The sequence below is a fragment of the Actinokineospora inagensis DSM 44258 genome (assembly GCF_000482865.1).
Lineage (GTDB): Bacteria > Actinomycetota > Actinomycetes > Mycobacteriales > Pseudonocardiaceae > Actinokineospora > Actinokineospora inagensis.
On record NZ_KI519519.1, the window covers coordinates 1 to 19,528 of the forward strand.

At 70.6% G+C, this 19,528-nt stretch carries 16 protein-coding genes and 1 pseudogene; 11 read left to right on the forward strand and 6 right to left on the reverse strand.

The genetic code is table 11. The features are described 5' to 3' along the window. Nucleotides 1-168: pseudogene (locus H504_RS41735) on the forward strand (IS30 family transposase); the annotation flags it as partial. A 325-nt stretch (nt 169-493) separates the two neighbouring features. On the opposite strand, the gene H504_RS0130540 reads toward H504_RS41735, so the two are convergent. Beyond that, a complete protein-coding gene (locus H504_RS0130540; protein ID WP_245614520.1) occupies nt 494-2,017 on the reverse strand; it encodes an alpha/beta hydrolase in 1,524 nt (507 codons plus the stop codon). A gap of 151 nt (nt 2,018-2,168) precedes the next feature. Here H504_RS0130540 and H504_RS0130545 point away from each other — a divergent pair, with 151 nt between their 5' ends. Further along, nucleotides 2,169-3,080, forward strand: a complete 912-nt coding sequence (locus H504_RS0130545; protein ID WP_026425903.1) for an EamA family transporter — start codon at nt 2,169-2,171, stop codon at nt 3,078-3,080. Here H504_RS0130545 and H504_RS0130550 read toward each other — a convergent pair. Continuing rightward, a complete protein-coding gene (locus H504_RS0130550; protein WP_026425904.1) occupies nt 3,077-3,709 on the reverse strand; it encodes a DUF6319 family protein in 633 nt (210 codons plus the stop codon). The genes H504_RS0130545 and H504_RS0130550 overlap by 4 nt on opposite strands. 115 nt (nt 3,710-3,824) lie before the next feature. Here H504_RS0130550 and H504_RS0130555 point away from each other — a divergent pair, with 115 nt between their 5' ends. Then, on the forward strand, nt 3,825-4,025 hold the full coding sequence (locus H504_RS0130555; RefSeq protein WP_026425905.1) for a hypothetical protein: 201 nt from the start codon (nt 3,825-3,827) through the stop codon (nt 4,023-4,025). Between the two features lie 6 nt (nt 4,026-4,031). Here H504_RS0130555 and H504_RS0130560 read toward each other — a convergent pair whose 3' ends face one another. The 3 genes from H504_RS0130560 to H504_RS0130570 all read right to left on the reverse strand — a co-directional run bounded on the left by H504_RS0130560 (nt 4,032) and on the right by H504_RS0130570 (nt 6,681). Beyond that, a complete protein-coding gene (locus tag H504_RS0130560; protein ID WP_026425906.1) occupies nt 4,032-4,226 on the reverse strand; it encodes a hypothetical protein in 195 nt (64 codons plus the stop codon). A gap of 428 nt (nt 4,227-4,654) precedes the next feature. Beyond that, nucleotides 4,655-5,695: a DNA polymerase domain-containing protein gene (locus H504_RS0130565; protein ID WP_026425907.1), complete on the reverse strand. Its 1,041-nt coding sequence runs from the start codon at nt 5,693-5,695 to the stop codon at nt 4,655-4,657. Nucleotides 5,696-5,748: 53 nt separating this feature from the next. Beyond that, nucleotides 5,749-6,681, reverse strand: a complete 933-nt coding sequence (locus tag H504_RS0130570) for an arsenic resistance protein (protein ID WP_245614525.1) — start codon at nt 6,679-6,681, stop codon at nt 5,749-5,751. Between the two features lie 232 nt (nt 6,682-6,913). On the opposite strand from H504_RS0130570, the gene hisS reads away from it, so the two are divergent. The 6 genes from hisS to H504_RS0130600 all read left to right on the forward strand — a co-directional run bounded on the left by hisS (nt 6,914) and on the right by H504_RS0130600 (nt 11,286). Further along, a complete protein-coding gene (hisS, locus tag H504_RS0130575) occupies nt 6,914-8,167 on the forward strand; it encodes a histidine--tRNA ligase (protein WP_035307048.1) in 1,254 nt (417 codons plus the stop codon). Between the two features lie 49 nt (nt 8,168-8,216). Next, nucleotides 8,217-8,588 carry a hypothetical protein gene (locus H504_RS0130580; RefSeq protein ID WP_026425910.1) on the forward strand — a complete coding sequence of 124 codons (372 nt, stop codon included), beginning with the start codon at nt 8,217-8,219 and terminating at the stop codon, nt 8,586-8,588. A gap of 22 nt (nt 8,589-8,610) precedes the next feature. After that, nucleotides 8,611-9,036, forward strand: a complete 426-nt coding sequence (gene msrB / locus H504_RS0130585) for a peptide-methionine (R)-S-oxide reductase MsrB (RefSeq protein WP_026425911.1) — start codon at nt 8,611-8,613, stop codon at nt 9,034-9,036. 213 nt (nt 9,037-9,249) lie between these two features. Continuing rightward, nucleotides 9,250-10,098: a TIGR04222 domain-containing membrane protein gene (locus H504_RS0130590; protein ID WP_026425912.1), complete on the forward strand. Its 849-nt coding sequence runs from the start codon at nt 9,250-9,252 to the stop codon at nt 10,096-10,098. Nucleotides 10,099-10,147: 49 nt separating this feature from the next. Next, complete coding sequence (locus H504_RS0130595; RefSeq protein WP_026425913.1) at nt 10,148-10,951, forward strand: MbnB/TglH/ChrH family RiPP precursor modification enzyme; 804 nt, start codon at nt 10,148-10,150, stop codon at nt 10,949-10,951. Beyond that, complete coding sequence (locus tag H504_RS0130600; RefSeq protein ID WP_026425914.1) at nt 10,948-11,286, forward strand: SCO6045 C-terminal-like domain-containing protein; 339 nt, start codon at nt 10,948-10,950, stop codon at nt 11,284-11,286. Before H504_RS0130595 ends, H504_RS0130600 begins: the two co-directional genes overlap by 4 nt. A 48-nt stretch (nt 11,287-11,334) precedes the next feature. Here H504_RS0130600 and H504_RS0130605 read toward each other — a convergent pair whose 3' ends face one another. Then, nucleotides 11,335-12,093, reverse strand: a complete 759-nt coding sequence (locus H504_RS0130605; RefSeq protein WP_026425915.1) for a VOC family protein — start codon at nt 12,091-12,093, stop codon at nt 11,335-11,337. 364 nt (nt 12,094-12,457) lie between these two features. Here H504_RS0130605 and H504_RS0130610 point away from each other — a divergent pair, with 364 nt between their 5' ends. Next, nucleotides 12,458-15,628, forward strand: a complete 3,171-nt coding sequence (locus H504_RS0130610; protein WP_169735483.1) for a S8 family peptidase — start codon at nt 12,458-12,460, stop codon at nt 15,626-15,628. 296 nt (nt 15,629-15,924) lie between these two features. Further along, nucleotides 15,925-19,125, forward strand: coding sequence for a S8 family peptidase (locus H504_RS43755; RefSeq protein WP_051386424.1), 3,201 nt, complete (start codon nt 15,925-15,927; stop codon nt 19,123-19,125). Nucleotides 19,126-19,528 lie beyond the last annotated feature (403 nt).

The window sequence follows — 19,528 nt, forward strand, 5'->3', positions numbered from 1 at the left end:
CGTCAGTACTTCCCCAAAGGAACAGACCTCTCGGTCCACTCCCAAGCACACCTCGACGCCGTCGCCCGCGAACTCAACGGCCGACCCCGCCAGACCCTCGACTGGCACAAACCCGTCGAGAAACTCAACGAACTACTGGTCAAACACGGTGGCGCACCGATCACTTGAGACCAAGGGCCCCTAGCGGCAGCCTGGGTAAGGCTAAAAGGCGGGGCCACTGGAAAGACGGGGCCTTACCCGCCAGCCGGCTTAGGCCACCGCTCCCCCCAAACAAAACAACTTCACCACAACGGGCGGTTGGTATCGGCGGGTCCCGAGGCGCGCGGTGCGAGAGTGGGACTTCGTCGATATGGGGTGGAGTATTTTTTTTTGGGGGGGCGTGGTGTTGGGGTGTGGGGCTTTGTCGATTTGCGTGGAGTTTTTTTGGGGGGGCGTGGTGTTGGGTGTGGCGCTTCGTTGATGAGGGGTGGTGGGTGTTTGGGCACGTGGCGTTTTATGCTGGGCAGACTGTGCCGTCGTGGGGGGTGGTGCCGTTGAGGAGGTACGTCTGGACGGCTGTGGCTATGCAGGGGGAGTTGCCCAGGGCGCCGTGGGCGGTGCCGGACCAGGTGATCATGGCGGCGCTGGTCAACTGTTGTGCGGCGTGTTCGGTACCGGACAGGGGGGTTACCGGGTCTGTTGCGGTGCCGATGACGACGAATGGGGGCGCTGTCGGAGCGGTGGCCTGGGGGACTGGTTGGGTTGGTACTGGCCAGGGGCTGCAGATGGCCAACCATTCTGAGACGAGGGCTCCGAATAGGGGGTAGCGGGTGTTCCAGTCTTTGGCGGCCGCGGTCAGTGCCTCGGTGGAGAGGCGGGACTTGGTGTCGTTGCAGCGGGTCACCAGGGTCGCGTCGAAGGTGGCGGGGGTGTCGTCGGTTTCGAGGACGACGGGGGAGACCAGGTCCAGCAGGGGTTTGGGGTCTCCGCTGCGGGCGGCGGCCATTGCTTTTGCCAGGGTGGGCCAGGTGTCCCGGTCGGTGAGTCCACGTTGGACGGCGCGGAGGATGAGGCCGGGGGTGAGGTCGGTGTCGCCGGTGGACAGGGGGGTGCCTGCGGCGCGGTTGAGGATTTCGGACAGGGCCTGGCGGGCGTTGGTGCCGAGTTCGCAGTTGCGTTGCGCGCAGTCGTCCGCGAAAGCGCTGAAGGTGGCGTCGAGGGCTGCCGCGACGCCTTCCAGGGCGACGACGGCGTCCTGGTTGGGGTCGGGGACACCGTCGAGGACGGTGCGGCCGACGTTGGTGGGGAAGCGGTCGGCGTAGGCGGTGAGGACGCGGGAACCCTCGCCGTGGCCGATGGCGTGGAGTTTGTCCATGCCGAGGGCGACGCGGAGGGCGTCGAGGTCCGCGGTGGTGCGCCAGGTGTCGATGGCGGGCAGCCTGCGTTCCAGGGTGATGGAGCACTGCTGGCCCGCCGACCGGGCCTGGTCGACGAGGCCGTCGACGTCCAGGGCACGGGGGTCGGCGTCGACGATGGCGGCGCGGACGTCGTCGGGGACGCAGCGGACCGGGTCGGAGTTGCCGGTGCCGCGGCGGTCCAGGCCGACCAGGGAGAACCTGGCCAGCACCTCGGGCGGCAGGGTCGCGGCCAACTTGGCGGCGTACCAGGTGCCGGGCAGGCCGTCGACGTCGTTGACCACCACCAGCGGGATGGGGCCGGTCCCGGCGCGCAGCACCTGCAGGCGGACCGTGCCGCGGCCGGGGGCGTACGGCGAGTCGAGGACGCCGGTGACCTTGCCGCAGTCGACGTGGACGTTCGCCGGGACGGTGAACCCGTCCAGGACCTCGGGGCCGCACGTGCTCCACCGGATGGTGGCGTCCTTGGGCTCGGTGAGCGGCGGCAGGGCGGCGGGGCCGGGCTGACCGGGCGTGGTCTGCGGGGCGACCTCCTGGCCACCGTCGTTGACGACGATGTCCGGCCGGTCGGAGGGGCCGACCGTGCACCCGGCCAGCAGCGCGAGCGGCAGCAGGAAGGACACACCGCGACCCGACCTCACGCCTGCGCCGTCCCTCTCCCTCGCCACCGTGACCCACCCACCCTGGCACGCGCCGGGTGAGAACCCGGTGAACGCCACCCGGGTGGCGAAAAACATGGGATGAATCCGGGGCGCTGTGTCGTACTGTGCGGACATGGTGGTCGCGCAGGTTGATCGGTCCTCGGTGTCCCGGTGGAACGGGCTGGTCACCGCCTTGCCCGGTCGGGTCGGAGCGGTGCCGCCAACCGTGCAGGTATTGGTGGCCATCGTCAGCGTGCAGGTGGGCGCGGCATTGGCCAAGCAGTTGTTCGCGGCCGCCGGACCGACCGGCGCGGTGACGTTGCGGCTCGGCCTCGGCGCCGTCGTGTTCGTGCTGCTGTGGCGACCGTCGGTGCGGGCCAACTGGCACGCGTGGCCGGTGATCCTCGGCTACGGGCTGGTGCTCGGCACCATGAACCTCTGCTTCTACCTGGCGTTGCAGCGCATCCCGCTGGGGGTCGCGGTGACCGTGGAGTTCCTCGGCCCGCTCGCCATCGCCCTCATCGGGTCCCGCCGGTGGCTCGACGGCCTGTGGGCACTGCTCGCGGCGGCCGGTGTCGCGCTGCTGGCCAACACCGGCGGCGCGGTCTCCCCGGTCGGCCTGCTGTTCGCGCTGGCGGCGGGCGGCTGCTGGGCCGGGTACATCCTGCTCGGCGCCGCCCTGGGCAGCCGAACCGCGGACGGGTCCGGGCTGGCCCTGGCGGCGGTGGTGGCGTGCCTGGTCGTGCTGCCGTTCGGGATCAGCGAGTCCGGCCAGGCGATGGTCCAACCCACCGTCTTGGTCGCCGGGCTCGGGGTGGCGCTGATGTCGTCGGTGATCCCGTACTCGCTGGAACTGAGCGCGCTGCGCCGCATTCCGCCGCGCGTGTTCGGGGTGCTGATGAGCCTGGAACCGGCGGTCGCGGCGCTGGCCGGGCTCGTGGTGCTCGGCGAGGCGCTGCGACCAGCGCAGTGGGTGGCGGTGGCCTGCGTGGTGGCCGCGTCCGCCGGGGCGACCCGGATCGCCAAGTCGCCTGTGGACGGTTAACCCAGCTCCCGCAGCGCCCGCTGCGCGGCCTCCAACTCGGCCTTGAGCTGCTCGACCCGGCGCAACTGGCGCTCGCGGGACGCGGCCAGCGCCGTCGAGATCGCCGCCCCGACCTCGGCGGGCAACGACCGGGCCGCCTTCGCGATGTCACCGGCGGGCACCGGGACCCAGCGGACCGTGCGCTTCTTGCCGACCAGCACGTCCACGCTCCACTCGCCCTCCACCGTGGCGTGCAGGGTCACCGTGATCTCCGCGGGCTGCTGCTTGCGCGGCCGCGGCTCCCGCTTGGGCTCGTCGAACCCCGGCTCCCACTCGTGGACGACCGCGGGCTCCGGCTCGGGCGGCGGCCCCGGCTCGGGTTCCGGCCTGGGTTCCGGCTTCGGCCGCGCGGGCGGCTTGACCGTGGTCAACTCCGCGGGCGAGAACGACAGCACGTCCCGCGACCCGTGCGGCCGAACCTGGATGAAATCGCCCTCCGCCGGGTCGTCGAACGCCACGACCTTGGCCTGCTGACCGGTGGTGACCCCCACCGCGGCCGCCGTGAACCACACCGGCGTCGGCTTCCCGTCGGTCAACGCCTGGCGCAACCGGTCGATGTCCGCTGTCGCGAGCCCGCTGGCCACCCGCATCCCCCTCCTCTGGTGATCTCGCGGCCAGTGTGCCGGTACCCACCGACAGAACACACATCACCCGTTCGAGCGGCCCGAGGTGACGCGGACGACGGGGGCACTTAGCTTCACGGTGATGAGCGTCCGGTACCTGTGGTGGCGAAGCTGCTACGACGGCGTTCTGCACGCGTTTCCGATGGCCGCGGGCAGCCGCCTGGCCCACCAGCACTACCGCGCGTCGTGCACCCACGCCGCGCCACCCGACCTGGCGGGCGACGCCGCCGACGGGCCCCGCTGCCAACTGTGCCTGCTGATCATCTCGACCCAGTCCAGTTAGGACGGTTCAGACCTCGCGCAGCCGGTACTCGCAGCCGTACTCGAGCGCGTACTGCAAGTCGTAGTGGTGCACGATCTTCGGGCCGCCGTGCAGGTGGACGTGCGTGACCGTGGACCGGGGGTCGACCGGGACCCCGTCCAGCGTGTCCACCCGACCGTCCAGGGGACCGCCGACGTAGCGGACCAGGTACGTCTCCGCCATGGTGGTCCCCTTCCGCGTCGCCGGATCTCGCCTCACCCGGCAGTGTAAATGCTGGAACCGGCGTTTCCGCCGGTCCGCGCGATGGTGATCACGCCGGGTCAACCGGATGGAGCAACATTGCTGCGGCGCCCGGCATTCCCGCGTATCGTCTTCTGCCCCGCCACCGTTTCCAGCGGCCCGAACGACCTTTGTGGAGCGGGGACCGGGAAGATCAACTGTGCTGAGCAGCCCCCGTTTTCCAGCCTACGGAGGAGGACCGACAGAACCCGGCCGCGAGTGCTCGGTACCGCGACGGGTGTGGACGGGTGGCGGGATTGTGGACAACCGGCGGAGAAGAACGGGCCGCGCACCGCGAACAGGAGCGAGCAGGCAAGCCGCGGCAAGGGCGCGGCGAACCGCGGCCAGGCGCCGGTGGGTGGCGAGACGGGTCAGTCGCGGGCCTTGGAGGGTTGGACGCGCTTGGGTTCGCCCGCCATCTTGGGGTACTCGGGCGGGTACGGGAGGTCGCCGAGGTCGTGGTCGCGTTCGTCGCGGGCGACCATCGCGAGGAGGGTGTCCAGCGAGTACGCGGTGGTGGCCACGCCCGCGTGCAGGTCGCCGACCTCGGTGAAGCGGGCGGGCATGGTGAAGATGGTGAAGTCCTCGGGGTGGACCTCTGCCAGCTCGTCCCAGGTGACCGGGGCGGAGACGAGCGCGCGCGGCGTGGGGCGGATCGAGTAGGCGGAGGCGATGGTGCGGTCCCGGGCCATCTGGTTGTAGTCGACGAAGATGCGGCTGCCGCGTTCTTCCTTCCACCAGCTCACCGTCACCCGGTCCGGCAGGCGGCGTTCCATCTCGCGGGCCAGGGCGATCAGCGCCCGGCGGGCCTCGACAAAGGTCCAGCGCGGCTCGATCGGGATGTAGAGGTGCACGCCGCGCCCACCGGAGGTCTTGGGGAAGGCGTCCATGCCGATCGACCGGAGGAACGCGCGGGTCTCGTAGGCGACCGCCACCGCGTCGGCGAAGTCGGTGCCGGGCTGGGGATCGAGGTCGACCCGGAGCTGGTCCGGGTGGTCCACGTCGCCGCGGGACACCGGCCACGGGTGGAAGGTCAGCGTGCCCAGGTTCGCCGCCCAGGCGACCACCGCCAGCTCCGTCGGGCAGACCTCGTCGGCGGGCCTGCCGCTGGGGAAGGTGATCCGGGCGGTCTGCACGTAATCGGGGGCGCCCTTGGGAATCCGCTTCTGGTAGAACGCGTCCCCCGTGTGGTCGGCGCGCGTGGAGAGCTTGGCGCCGTCGAACACCCCACCGGGCCAACGCTCCAGCGTGGTCGGCCGGTCGCGCAGCGCACCCAGGATGCCGGGGCCCACAGCCAGGAAGTACTCGACAACCTGCCGTTTCACGACACCCAGCTCCGCGAAGTACGGCTTGTCCGGATTGGACACGCGCACAGTCCGCCCGTCAACCTCGATCTCCACCGCTGGCGCCATGCCCGCCAGCGTACGGGCGCGGGGAAAACGACGCGCGTATCTCGCTACCGCGGTCACACCACAACAGGTGGCGGGGTGCCCGTGCGTTCGGGGACCAGTCGCGGCACAAGCCGGACGTAGACGACCATGCCGAGCACCTCGACCAGGGTCTGCGTGACCACGACGGCCGCGGCCAGGGCTAGCCGGTCGGGCAGCGCGAGGGCCAGGGGCAGCACGACCAGGGAGTTGCGGGTGGCACCGCTGAACACCACGGCCCGCGCGGCCGGGACGTCGAGGCGGAACACCCGGGCCACCGCCCACCCGGCGAAGGCCATGACGACCGGGAACGCGGCGTAGCAGGGGATGACGGCGGCCACGTCGCCGAGGTGGCCGCGCACCTTCGGGACCTGGGACGCCACGACGACCAGGAGGGTGGCGGCCATCAGCGGCACCATCGTGCTGCTCGCCGCCGCGGCGACCGTGCGCCCGGCGGGGGCGCGGGCGGCCCATCCCTGAGTGGCCCAAGCCAACGCGAGCGGGATCACGACGAGCACGAGGAACGCCTCGACGAACGGGCCGATCTCGACGACGCCCGCCAGATCGGAGCCCAGGAACAGGTAGAGGAACACCGGCAGCAGCAGCATCTGCGCGACCAGCAGCAGCGGGGTGGCGGCCAGCAGCCGCCGATTGCTCCCACCGGCGAGGCCGCTGAAGACGATGACGTAGTCCACACACGGGGTTAGCAGCACCAGCAGCACCCCGATCCGCAGGGCCTGTCCGGTGGGCAGGACCACGAACGTCGCCGCGACCACCCCCGGGACCACGATGAAGTTGACCACCAGCGTCGCGGAGAGGAACCGGCCGTCGCGCAGCGACCGGAGCAACTCGGCGGCCGGGACCTGGAGGAACGTCACGTACAGCAGGGCGCCCAGCACCGGGTTGACGGCGTGCGCCAACCCCGGCCCCGCGGCGGGTACCGCCCAGCCGACCAGGCCACCGGCCGCCATCGCCGCGAGGTAGACCGCGATCTGGTGGTGCTCCACCCGCTCGACCACGTTCCGCGCCACCCCGCCGACTCCCGTTCCCCGACACCGACCCGCCGGTCGATCCACATGAGCCCGACCCGGGCTTCCCGCCATGGTCCGGTCCCGGTGGTCCGAGCGGGAAGGGCGGGGGTGCCAACGGGCAGGACCGGTACCGTGGTCACACCACAACAGCGAAGGATCACCGCCGGTGAAGATGGACAACAGCCCCGCCCGGGGCACCCGTGACCTGCTGCCCGCGACCGTCGCCGTGCGCGACCACGTGTTGGCGAGGATCACCGAGGTCTACCACCGGTACGGCTACCAGCGGATCGAGACGCCCGCGCTGGAGAACATCGAGCGGCTCTCCGGTGGTCAGGGCGGCGAGAACGAGAAGCTGATCTACCGGGTGCTGCGCCGCGGGCTGGACGAGGTGGTGGCCGCGGACACGACCCTCACCGACCTGGTCGACCTCGGCCTGCGCTACGACCTGACGGTCCCGTTGACCCGGTTCTACGGCAACAACCAGGCCACCCTCCCGCAGCCGTTCCGGTCGTTCCAGTTCGGGCCGGTGTGGCGGGCGGAGCGGCCGCAGAAGGGCCGGTACCGGCAGTTCTACCAGTGCGACATCGACGTGCTCGGCGAGGAGACCGTGCTGGCCGAGGTCGAGCTGATCGAGGCGACCACCGAGGCGCTGGCCGCGGCGGGCCTGAGCGGGGCGACCGTGCGGGTGTCGGACCGCAGGTTCCTGTCCGCGCTGGCCGAAGGGGTCGGGCTGCCCGAGGACGCGTGGACCGGGCTGTTCATCACCCTGGACAAGCTGGACAAGATCGGCTGGGACGGGGTGCGCGCCGAGCTGCCCGGCCGGGGCCTCGGCGACGCCGAGATCGACCGGCTGCAGGAGACCATCACCGGCCTGCAGGGCGGCGACCCGGCGACGCTGGACAAGCGGCTGGCCGACGCGGTGCCGAACCTGCCCGAGCAGGTGGTGGCCGACCTGGGTGAGACGGCGGCCGCGCTCGCCGCGCTGGACGGCCTCGACTGGGAGTTCGACCCGACCCTGGTGCGCGGCATGGGCTACTACACCGGCCAGATCTTCGAGATCACCCACCCGGCGAGCTCCGGGTCCATCGCGGGCGGCGGGCGCTACGACCGGCTCATCGGCCGTTCGCTGGGGCGCGACGTGCCCGCCTGCGGGTTCTCCATCGGCTTCGAGCGGATCGTGGACCTCATCGAGCGGGTCGACGGCCGCGAGTCCGTCGCCGTGCTCTACGAGGCCGACGTGCCGCTGACCACGGTCACCGGGGTCGCCCGGGAACTGCGGGCGAGCGGTCGGTGGGTGTCGCCGGTGCGCAGGCGGGGCAAGTTCGGGGCGCAGCTCGGCAAGCTGGAGGAGTGGGGTTTCACCTCGCTGGTACACCTCAAGACGGGTGAAACCGCGCCCGAGGAGCGTCCATTGGGTGGCCAGTAGTCACGTCTCACGGGTCCGGATGTCGGTCGTCCGGGTTACCGTGGGGGGTATGGGCGCGACGGGCACGTTCCCCGATCCCGAGGACACCGATCCCGCGGGCGGCGGGCGCACCGGTGGCCGGGGCGGGCACGTCCCGGACAACCGGTTCACCGACGACCTGATCGGCCTGGACCCGGCCGACCCGGAGGCGCGGGCGTTCGCCGAGCACCTCGACCGGGTCGAGCAGGTGCGCCCCAACTACACCGTCGAGGGTTACCTGGGGCAGGTCCGCGACTTCGCCGAGTCGGCCAACCGGCTCGGCGGCCACCACCGGCTGACCGCGGGCATACTCGTGACCCTCATCTTGTTGGGTGTGCTGGTGGCCGTGTGGGACGCCCTCGGTTTCATCCTGGGCGTGCTGTTCGGGGAACCGGGCAACTGAGGAGCTGAGGCGAGAAGTGGCTATGGAACCGGTGGTCGGCGCGACGCCGCGGGTGGTCAGGTCCGAGCAGGAGTGGCGGGCCAAGCTGGACCCCCGCGAGTTCGCCGTGCTGCGCGAGGCGGGCACCGAACCCGCGTGGACCGGGGAGTACACCGACACGAAGACGACCGGGGTCTACCGGTGCCGGGCGTGCGGCGCGGAGCTGTTCCGCAGCGAGACCAAGTTCGAGTCGCACTGCGGGTGGCCGTCGTTCTTCTCGCCGCTGGCGGGCGAGAGCGTCGTGCTGCGCGAGGACCGCGCGCACGGCATGGTGCGCACCGAGGTGTTGTGCGCGAGCTGCCACAGCCACCTCGGGCACGTGTTCGAGGGCGAGGGCTACCCGACGCCGACCGACCAGCGGTACTGCATCAACTCGATCTCGCTGACCCTGGCGCCGGACGGCGAATAGACAACAACCGGACAAGGTTGGGAAAAAGCCGACAACACAGGGGCATTCCCAACCGGGAAGCCTAAATCCAGCACACGAGGTCCCTAAATCTAGCTCAAGCCCGCTTGTGCCGCCGGTCACCCGCCCCGAGCATGGTGCGCACCGGAACGCGGTGATTCCGGTGGCACAAGCGGGAAACCGCCCGTCGGCGGTTCCCCCGGGCAGGGGGAAGAGATGGACCAACCATGGGGTTTGACCGGACCGGAGTTCATTAGGGCGTACCTGGTGGGCGTGGCGTTCGCGGTGCTGCTCGGGGTGGCGGTGCGGATCCGGGCCAGGACGGGACGGGTCGCGGGTGGTGACGGGCTCGGCGTGACCGAACTCGCCTACCTCGCGGGCGGCGCGCGGCGGGCGGTGGAACTGTCCATCGCCCGGCTGCTGGAGCAGGGGAAACTGCGGGCCAGCCGGGACGGGCTCACTGTGGTCGACGGGGTCGGCACCGTGGCCGACCGGCTGGACCAGGCCGTCATCGACGAGGTGCGGTCCCGCGGTCGCAAGAGCACGAAGTCGGTGGTCACCGAGGTGGTGCGCACGTCGGCGGCGGTGCGGGACCTGGCCGATGGCCTCACCCGCAACGGGTTCCTGGTAGCGCGGTGTCGGATGTGGACACGGCTGTCCGCTCTGCCCCTCGCCGTCGTCGTGGTGGTCGGGATCGCCCGGGTCGTCGAGGGCACGACCAACGACCGGCCCACCGGGTACCTGGTGGGGTGCCTGGCCTTGACGGTCATGCTGACGGTCGGCTTCTTCGTCAACCAGGTTCCCGCCCGGACCTACGCGGGTGCCAAGTGGACAGACGACACCCGCGAGGCGTTGCGGCGCAAGGACCCCAGGGTCACCGAGTACGCGCTGGCCGGGGCGACCGGCGCGGTCCTGCTCGGTGGCCTGGCCAGCCACCCGGACGCCGAGGTCACCGCGGCCCTGGGCGGCGGCAGGCAGAGCGGGAGCGGCGGTTACGGCTGCGGCGGGGCGAGCAGTTGCGGGGGCGGTAGCGGCTGCGGCGGAGGAGGGGGCTGCGGCGGCTGATTGTCCGATGAGGACCCCGGGGGTGGGGTGGATGGGGGAGGATGACGGCATGGGTGAGCACCTGGGAGTGGGCATCGGCTGGCGGTCGGAGATCGACCTGACCGTGGAGCGGATGCCGGGGGTCGACTTCGTCGAGGTCGTGGCGGAGAACCTGCACCGCGACCACGTCCCGGAGTCGTTGCGCGTCCTGCGCGCGAAGGGGGTCCCGGTGCTCCCCCATGCCGTCTCCTTGTCCCTGGGCGGCGCCGAGCCGCTCGACACCGCCCGGGTCGAACACCTGGGGGCGGTGGCCGCGCTGCTGGACGCGCCCCTGGTGAGCGACCACGTGTGCTTCGTGCGGGCCGGGGGGCTCGACTCGGGGCACCTGATGCCGGTCCCGCGCACCCGGGAAGCGCTGGACGTGCTGGTGGACAACGTCACCGCCGCGCAGGAAATCCTGGACCGTCCGTTGGCCCTGGAGAACATCGCGGCCCTGCTGGAATGGCCGAACGCGGAATTGACCGAGGCGGAATTCCTGCACCGGCTGGTCGACCGAACCGGTTGTCTGCTGTTGGTGGACGTGGCGAACATGTGGGCCAATGCGCGAAACCTCGGCGCGGACCCACGCGAACTGCTCGACGGAATCCCGTTGGACCGCCTGGCATACGTCCACGTGGCGGGCGGCGTCGAAATCGACGGCGTCTACCACGACACGCACGCACACGCGGTACCGCAAGGAGTTCTCGATCTCCTGGGCGAACTCTGCGCACGCGTCCAACCACCCGGTGTGCTGCTGGAACGGGACGACCACTACCCGTCCGACTCGGTTCTCGCCGACGAGCTCGCCGCGATCCGGGCGGTGGTGTCCGGGTGAGCCGGGACGAGTTGGCGGCCGCCCAGGGGGACCTGCTGCGGGCGCTGCTGGCGGGCGGGGAGCCGCCCGCCGGGTTCGACCCGGCGGCGGTACGGGTGGAGGCGGCGGCGCTGCTGGCCAAGCGGCGCCGGATCGTCAGCCAACTCGCCCCGGAGGTGGCCGGGGAACTCGGATCTGACTTCACCGCGTTGTTCAACGACTACGCGGCGGGCAACCCGAGGCGGGACGGGACCCGCTTCCGGGAGGACGCGGCGGCGTTCGCGGAGTGGGCGGTGGCGCGGGGACACCTGACACCACGGCGCAAACGGTGGTGGCGGCGGTCCACCGGGGGCTGAGCGCGGGCTGGTGCCGAAATGGGGGGCACCAGCCCGCGCTCACCGGGTTCAGGACTTCGGCAGGGTGATGACCACGAACGAGGCGCCCTGGTCGTCGGCGACGATGGCCTGCCTGCCGTACGGGGTGTCGAAGGGCTCACCCGCGCTGGAGCCACCCAGCTCGACGACCTTGGCGACGGTGGCATCGGTGTCCGTGACCGAGAAGTAGACCCACCACCGCGCCGGGGCACCCGCCTGGGCCGCGCCGATCCCGCCGACCGGCCGCTCCGGGTCGTCGAGGTGGATGGTCGCGTAGGTCATGCCGGGCGCGGAGACGTCGTGGTAGTCGAAGCCGTAGAGCGACGCGTAGAACGCCTTGGCGCCGTCGAAGTCGCCGCTCAACTGCTCGTTCCAGGACAGCGAGCCGGGCTCGTTGGCCAGGGTGACCCCGGTGTGCGTGCCCGCCTGCCACAGGCCGAACGCCGCGCCGGTCGGGTCGACGGCCACGGCCATCGTCCCCAGCGGCCCGACCTGCAGCGGCGGCACGACGACCTGGCCACCGGCGGCGACGATCTTGGCGACGTCGGCCTCGGTGTCCTCGGAGGACAGGTAGGTGGACCACACGGTCGGCTGCCCCTCCTGCAGCGGACCGATCCCGGCGACCCGGTCGTCGCCGACGTAGCAGTTCGCGTAGCCGCCGAACTCCGGGGAGATGTCCACCCGCCAGCCGAACAACGCCGAGTAGAAGGCAGCGGCGCGCTCGACGTCACTGGCCAGGTCGATCCAGCAGGGCGTGCCCGCCTGCCACGGGGTGGAACGGGTGACCATGGAGTACCTCCGAAGTACCAGGGCTGTCGTCGTCCGAGACCGGACGGCGCCACCGTAGACCCGGCCACCGACAACCGCGAGGACAAGACGGTGGCCGCCGGGCGAACGGTGGGGCACTCGCCCCGGCCCACGGTCGGCACAGTTCCCGGCAGTTCGGGTCCGACACCGGGACAACCGCGGCGCGGTCCACGCCGTACAACGGTCGGAAATGGCGACGCGTTGCCCGATGATGGCATTTCGCCGGAATTCATCAACCTATTGCGAACGCCTGATGATCACCGCTAGTTTCGTCGCCGCTGGGGCCGTTTCACGGAATTCTCCCCAGCGTTCCCCGCACGGCCCAACGACAAAGGACCGGGGCAGTATGCGAATGCGCGCCACTGCGGCGACAACCACGACAACACTCGTCATCGGGCTCAGCTTGGTGGGCGGAGCGCCCGCGATGGCCCGGGAAAACCAGGTGGGCGCGGCGAACCCCGCGTCGACCGTCACCCTGATCACCGGCGACCGGGTCGCGCTCGACCGGGCGGGCAGGCCGGTTGTGCTGCCGAACCCGAGGCGCGCAGGCGTTTCCTTCGAGACCTACCAGCGCGACGGTGACACCTATGTGCTCCCGGCCGACGCGCTCCCGCTCGTCCGGTCCGGGCAACTGGACCGGCGGCTGTTCGACGTCACCGAGCTCGCGCGCTCCGGGTATGACGACCGGCGCGGCGACCTGCCGTTGATCCAAACCGGCCCGAGCACCCGGGGTGCCGGGATCGCGGCTGAGCGTGAATTGCCCGCCGCGAAGGCGAGGGCGTTGAAGGCCACCAAGTCGGACCTCGCGGGCTCGTGGCGTTCGCTGGTCGGTGCGGGCGGAAAGGTGTGGCTGGACCGCAAGGTGCACGCGCTCCTCGACCGCAGCGCCAAGCAAATCGGCGCACCGGAAGCCTGGCAACAAGGCATCACAGGCACCGGGGTCAAGGTTGCCGTAGTGGACACCGGCATTGACAAAACCCACCCCGACCTGGTGGGCCGCGAGGTCGCCGAGCAGAACTTCACCCCGGACCCGACCGCCGACGACCTGTTCGGGCACGGCACGCACGTCGCCTCGATCATCGCCGGTGGCGGCTCGAAGTACCGGGGCATCGCCAACGGCGCGAGCCTGATCAACGCCAAGGTGCTCGACGAGGGTGGCAACGGGTCGTTGTCCTGGATCATCGCGGGCATCGAGTGGTCCGTCGACCAGGGCGCCCGGGTGGTCAACCTGAGCCTGGGCGGCTACGACAGCCCGGAGATCGATCCCTTGGAGGAGACCGTGAACCGGCTCTCCGCCGAGAAGGGCACCCTGTTCGTCGTCGCCGCGGGCAACGAAGGTCCGCAGACGGGCTCGATCGGCAGCCCGGGTAGCGCGGACGCGGCACTGACCGTGGGCTCGGTCGAGCGCGACGACACGATCTCCGACTTCTCCAGCCGCGGCCCCCGGGTCGGCGACGACGGCGTCAAGCCGGACATCACCGCCCCCGGCTCCGGCATCGTCGCCGCGAAAGCCGCGCACGGGCAGATCGGCGACCCGGCGGAACCCGGCTACGTCTCCCTCTCCGGCACCTCCATGGCCACGCCGCACGTCGCGGGCGCGGCGGCTCTCCTGCTGCAGCAACACCCGGACTGGACCGGCCAGCAGGTCAAGGCGGTGCTGACCGCCTCAGCCAAGCCGACCCCGGGTGCCACCCCGTTCGACCAGGGCTCCGGTCGGGTCGACATCCCCAAGTCACTGACCCAGACCTTGACCGCGCAGCCCACCACCATCGGCTACGGCGTCCAGCAGTGGCCGCACGACGACGACACCCCGATCACCAAGGACCTGACCTACCGCAACTCGGCCACCACGGCGGTCACGCTGGACCTGGCCGTGGACGCGACCGGTCCGGACGGCAAGCCCGCGACCCCGTTCACCGTCTCCCCCGCGCGGATCACCGTCCCGGCGGGCGGCACCGCGACCGCCAAGGTCACCGGCGACAGCCGCCGGGGCACCGCGGACGGCCGGTACACCGGTGCGGTGGTGGCGACCGGCGGCGGTCAGGCGCAGCGCACCACGCTGTCGCTGACCCGCGAGGTCGAGAGCTACGAGGTGACCCTGCGGTACCTGGGCACCGACGGGAACCCCAGCCAGGACTGGGACAGCTTCCTCGACGGCCTGGACGGTCAGCCCACGGTGTTCCCGAACCCGGTGGACGGGCAGGCGAAGGTCCGGTTGCCCAAGGGCCGTTACGTGCTCGGCAACGTCTACTCCGGCCCCGGCAACCAGATTCGGATGCTGCCGTACCCCGGCATGGACGTCACCGGGCCGGGCCAGGTCGTCGTGGTCGACGCGCGCGCCGCCGAACCGGTGCGCGTCACGCCACCGGACCCCAAGGCTCCCGTCGCGTACGCGGCGACCGGGTACGACGTCAACGGTCCGGATGGCAAGCCGCGCACCGGGGTCGGCATCCTCACGTACTCGCCGGACGACCTGTACGTCGGGCAGATCGGCCCCGCCGGACCCGCGAACCAGTTGATCTGGGGTCTGTCAGCGAGTTGGGGCGACTCCGCGCCGACCGCGGACCAGTACAACGCCGCCTGGTTCCAGGACGGGTCGGTGCCGCACGGGTTCACCAAGACCGTGGTCAAGAAGGACATGGCCCGGGTGAAGGCGAGCGTGGCCACGGCCCGGCCGGGCGACTTGTCCACCCGCTACCTGGTGCCGTTCAACCTCGCGGGGCGCAGTCCGCTGGTGTCCATGGGGCACGACGTGACCGCCGAGAGCACCGCGTACGTGACCACCGAGAACACCCTCTGGGAAGGCGACACCGGCACGGGCACGTTCTACTACGGCGAGCCGTTCCGGCCGCAGCCGGGTCGGACCTACCGGCAACGGGTCAACCACGGCATCTTCGGCCCGTCCCTGCCCCACGCCACGCACAACTGGGGCGAGCGCGCCGAGGGGTACCTGCGGTTCAGCATCGGTCTGTGGGGCGACAGCGACGGGAACGCCGGGTTCCCCTTGACGAAGACCGCGATCACCACGCTCTACCGCGACGGCACCAAGATCGGTGACTACGACGCCCCCGCGGGCGGTCTGTTCCCCGTCCCGGCGGCGGCGGGCAACTACCGGCTCACCACGACGGCGACCCTCGACCCGGCGGTCTACCCGCTGAGCACCTCGGTGTCGGCCGCGTGGACGTTCCGCTCGGACGCCCGGCAGGAAGTCGTGCCGCTGTCCACCGTCCGGTTCCACGCCGCGCTGCGGGATGACAACACGGCGCCGTCCGGGCGGTTCACCATCCCGGTGGCGCTGCAGTTGGAGAACGGCAGCGAGGTCAAGCCCCGCGACCTGTCGGTTGACGTCTCCTATGACGAGGGCAAGACCTGGCAAAAAGCCCGCGTCACCGGCTGCGACATCCAGCTCGACCACCCGCGCACCGCGACGTCCGTGTCACTGCGGGCACACGCCGCCGACGGCCGGGGCGGCACGGTCGACCAGACGATCATCCGGGCGTACCTGATCAAGAACTGACCCGGCAGCGGTACCGGCGGCGGTCCACCAATGGTGGGCCGCCGCCGCGCTATTCGATGGCGTCCAGTTCGACACAATACGATCCGGGATGGGGTTCCGCGCCGCACGGACGTCCCAGAAAGCCGGACGTTGCCTGGACAACCGAATTCCGCCGGTGCAACCCGGATCAGTCAATCGGCCGATTGCGACATCCGGGTACCGCCGATAGTTTCGTCGCCACCGGGGGCAGCATTCGCGATATTTCCAGCGACCCCAGGTGTTTCCCGCACGGCCCAACACAAAGGACCGGGGGCAGTATGCGAATTCGCGGCACAGCGGCGACAACCACGACCACGCTCGCCATCTGGCTCACCGCCACCGCGGGACCGGTGGCGTCAGCCCAGGTGAACACGGTGGAGCAGGCGGCGGGGGCGACCACGGCGACGACCGTCACGCTGATCACCGGCGACCGGATCGCGCTCGACCAGCGGCAGCGGCCATTGCTGCAGGCGAATCCGAAGCGCGCGGGCATCCGTTTCCAGACCTACACGCACAACGGCGACACATATGTCATCCCGCTCGACGCGGAACCACTCGTCCGGTCCGGGCAACTGGACCGGCGGCTGTTCGACGTCACCGAATTGCTGCGCTCGGGCTACGACGACCGGCGCGGCGACCTGCCATTGATCCAAACCGGCCCGAGCACCCGCGGCGCCGGGATCGCGCCGGTCCGGGAATTGCCATCGGCGAAGGCAAGAGCGCTCAAGGCCACCAAGTCCGACCTGGCGGGCTCGTGGCGCTCACTGGTCAGCGCAGGCGGAAAGGTGTGGCTGGACCGCAGGGTGCCCGCCCTGCTCGACCGCAGTGCCAAGCAAATCGGCGCACCGGAAGCCTGGCAGCAGGGCATCACCGGCACCGGGGTCAAGGTGGCCGTAGTGGACACCGGCATCGACAAAACCCACCCCGACCTCGCAGGCCGCGAGGTCGCCGAGCAGGACTTCACCCAGGACGGCTACACCGATGACGTCGTCGGCCACGGAACGCACGTCGCGTCGATCATCGCGGGTGGCGGCGCCAAGTACCGGGGCATCGCGAACGGCGCGAGCCTGATCAACGCCAAGGTGCTCGACCACAGCGGCGGCGGTGAGCTGTCGTGGATCATCGCGGGCATCGAGTGGTCCGTCGACCAAGGCGCCCGAGTGGTCAACCTGAGCCTGGGCGCCGATGACAGCCCGGAGATCGATCCCTTGGAGGAGACCGTGAACCGGCTCTCCGCCGACAAGGGCACCCTGTTCGTCGTCGCCGCGGGCAACGCGGGCAGGCCGAAATCGATCGGCTCCCCCGGCAGCGCCGACGCGGCACTGACCGTCGGCTCGGTCGAACGCGACGACACCATCTCCGACTTCTCCAGCCGCGGCCCCCGAAACGGCGACAACGGCGTCAAGCCGGACATCACCGCCCCCGGCTCGGGCATCGTCGCCGCCAAGGCCACCAACGGGCAGATCGGCGACCCCGCGGAGCCCGGGTACGTCTCCCTTTCCGGGACCTCCATGGCTTCCCCGCACGTCGCCGGGGCCGCCGCCCTGCTGCTCCAGCAACACCCGGGGTGGACCGGTCAGCAGGTCAAGGCGGCGCTGACCGCCTCGGCCAAGCCCACCGCGGGCGCGGGCGTGTTCGACCAGGGCTCCGGCCGGGTCGACGTGGCCAAGTCGTTGACGCAGACGCTGACCTCCGAACCGACCTCGGTCAGCCTCGGCAGCCAACTGTGGCCGCACAACGACGACACCCCCGTCACCAGGGACCTGAGCTACCACAACTCGGCCACCACGGCGGTGACGCTGGACTTGGCCGTGGACGCGACCGGTCCCGACGGCAAACCGGCGACACTGTTCACCGTCTCCCCTGCGCGGATCACGGTCCCGGCGGGCGGCAGCGCGGCAGTCAAGGTCACCGGGGACGCCCGCAAGGGCACCGCGGACGGCCCGTACACCGGCGCGATCGTCGCCACCGGCGGCGGCCAGTCGCTGCGCACCCCGGTCGCGCTGAGCCGCGAGATCGAGAGCTACGACACCACCGTGCGCTATCTCGGCCCCGACGGGAAACCCAGCACCAACTGGTCGAGCATCATCACCGGCATCGACACCGACTACGACGCGTTCCCGTACCCGGACCAGAACGGCCTGCTCAAGGTCCGGCTGCCCAAGGGCCGGTACGTGCTCAGCAACCTCTACTTCGCCCCCGACAACCAACTGGACTCCCGGCTGCTGGCGTACCCGGCCCTGGACATCACCAAGGCGGGCGAGATCGTCGTCGACGCGCGCGCCACGGCCCCGGTCACCATCACCGCCCCGGACCCCAAGGCACCCGCGGCGTTCGCCGTAACCGGCTACAACCTCTACACCCCAGACGACCAACTGCGGTTCGGCCTCGGCCTGGTCGGCCCGTCCACCGAGGGCCTGCGCGTCGGCCAAGTCGGCCCCAACGCGCCCGCGGACCAACTGCTGTGGGGCCTGTCCACCGGCTGGGGCGAGGTGAACCCCACCGCCGACCAGTACACCGCCGCGTGGTTCCAGGACGGCTCGGTGCCGCACGGTTTCACCAAGACCGTGTCCAAAAAGGACCTGGCGCGCATCAAGGCCGACATCGGCTCAACCCGCGCGAACCCCTACTTCGAGCGTTACCTCATCCCCTTCAACCTCGCGGGCAAATCCCCCCTACTCGGTTTCGGCGGCGAGGTGGCGGCGGAGAGCACCGCTTACGTCAACACCGACAACATCCTGTGGGAAGGCGACACCGTCGTCGGCACCACCGACACCATCGACGGCGCCTTCTACGGCGAACCGTTCCGCCCCCGCGCGGGCCAGACTTACCGCCAGCCGGTCAACCACGGCATCTTCGGCCCGTCCCTCCCCCGCGCCACCACCCCCTGGGCCGAACGAAACGGCCCCTACACCCGCTTCACCATCGGCCTCTGGGGCGACGGCGACGGCAACGCCGGTTTCGCCCGCCCCCTGACCGCCACCACCACCCTGTCTCGCGACGGCGTCACCCTCGGCCACACCGACCTCCCCGGCGCAGGCGTGTTCAAGGTCCCCACCACCCCCGGCACCTACCGCCTCACCACCACCGCCACCCGCGACCCCGCCATCTCCCCCGTCGCCACCGCCATCTCAGCCACCTGGACCTTCCACTCGGACGCACAGCAAAAGGTCATCCCCCTCGCCACCATCCGCTTCCACGGCACACTGAGGAACGACAACACCGCCCCACCCGGCCACTTCACCATCCCGGTGGCCCTGCAACTGGAAAACGGCACCGAAACCACCCCCAAAAACCTCTCCGTGGAAGTCTCCTACGACGAAGGCAAAACCTGGCAAAAGGCCAGAGTCACCGGCTGCGACCTCCACCTGGACCACCCCCGCACCGCCACCACCGTCTCACTCCGCGCCCACGCCACCGCCCCCCAAGGCGGCACGATCGACCAGACCACCATCCGGGCGTACCTGATCAAGAAATAACTCTGGTCAAGTAGGCCGCCCCCCGAGGCGGCGACCCACCAGTGCGCGGTGGGTCGCCGCCTCACCTATTACCCACATCCACATCCAAATCGACATCCCCATCTATGCCTATACAGACGCCTATAAATCGACGAAGGCCGCCAGCCCACCCCACGCGCCCCAAGAAAGCCAGCCCAGATCAACGAAGCACCATCCCCACCCACCGCGCCTCGAAACCCGCCGAACCCAACCGCCCGTTGTGGTGAAGTTGTTTTGTTTGGGGGGAGCGGTGGCCTAAGCCGGCCAGCGGGTAAGGCCACGCTTTCCAGTGGCCCCGCCTTTTAGCCTTACCCAGGCCACCGCTAGGGGCCCCAAACAAAACAACTTCACCACAACGGGCACTTCAGCTTTCATCTGGCGCCCG